This window comes from Pseudomonadota bacterium (assembly GCA_022361155.1).
Taxonomy (GTDB): Bacteria; Myxococcota_A; Polyangia; order Polyangiales; family JAKSBK01; genus JAKSBK01.
In genome coordinates, this window is sequence record JAKSBK010000215.1 from 1 (window position 1) to 1350 (window position 1350).

The window sequence follows — 1350 nt, forward strand, 5'->3', positions numbered from 1 at the left end:
CCCACGCTTCCACCTCCCGTGATGACGGCGTCGTCGCTCGTCAGAACCAGGCTATCGTCCACGTAGAATTCGTGGCGAGCTCCCTTCACCACGGCGCGAAGCCGGTGCCACGCGTTGAAGTTCACCTGCAGGGGTGCCTCGGCGAGGCTTGTCCATGCATGGTCTATGAGTCCGAAGAGCACTCCAGGGGGAACGGTGCGCAGACTGACGTAGTAGCCCCGCATTCCGTTGTTCGCAGAGCTCAAGTCCGTGGCTCGATACACGATTCCGAAGGTCCCAGAGGGGGGCTCGCCAGACTGACCTGGAGCGAGTCGCGTCCGGACTTCGAAAGTGAAGTCCTTGAAGCGCAAGCCGTCCACGATCGCTTTGCGGCCTTGCCCTGCATCGCAGCTGTAGGCGCCGCCGTTCACCCTCCAGTCTCCGTCGAATGGCTTCCAACCGTCGGCGATCCCGTCGCTGAAACTGTCCTCGAAGGTTCTGGTCATCGTCCCGGCCATGCCCGGGCCGACCATGCCGGCGCCCGACCCGGACATGCCCCCGGCTGCCTGGCCGGCGAGACCGATGCCGCCAAAGCCCGCCTCCGGGGGGATGCCGATACTGCCCGCTGCACCCCCGCCGAAGCCGGCCATGCCCACCGAGCCACCGAAACCACCCGCCGGCGATCCGCCCGATCCCGCACCGCCCAGCCCGGGGTCGCCGCCCGTGGGGCTTGGCGGCGCTTGTCTGGGTGGACCGTTCAGGATGCCCTCGTCGTAGGCCTTGCAGCCGGTCAGCGCGCACAGCGCGAGTCCACAGCGGTACCAGTGCAGGCGCTGTTTCCGCATCGCTCCCTTGCGGGCCGAAAGGCGTCGGTTGGGTGGGATAGACCGAAATCGAGGTGGCAACACTGTCCTGCTCCGTCGCCTAAGTGCCCTCGGAAGAACGAGCCCCAAGGGCCAATCCAAGAATAACCCGATCGGCCGCGGTCGTGCAGGGCGGCGCGCTCGCGGCTTTCGTCCTCGCAAGAATCCTCGAAATAGTGCTGCCATTCCTGCGGGCTCTGTCGATTCCAACCGCATGCTCCTGGTGCGCCGGCGATTGCATCCACCCTGCGCGTCCGGTCTCGATCAGTTATTCCGGGACGGGCCCCAAGTGTAGCCCAAGAAGCACCAGCGGTCCCTCCGATCAGAGCCGCTTCTTGGATCGGCTCTTCGCTAGGGAGTTTCGGTTACGAGCACATCGTCCCACTGAGCGCTGAGGCTGAACGCGCGCACGCCCACGCTTCCACCTCCCGTGATGACGGCGTCGTCGCTCGTCAGAACCAGGCTATCGTCCACGTAGAATTCGTGGCGAGCTCCCTTCACCACGGCG

1 protein-coding gene is annotated in these 1350 nt (G+C 65.6%); it reads right to left on the bottom strand.

The annotated features are described in order from the left end of the window. On the bottom strand, window positions 1-824 hold an 824-nt coding region (locus MJD61_08275; GenBank protein ID MCG8555272.1), incomplete at its 3' end, for a DUF1080 domain-containing protein. Between the last annotated feature and the right edge of the window lie 526 nt (window positions 825-1350).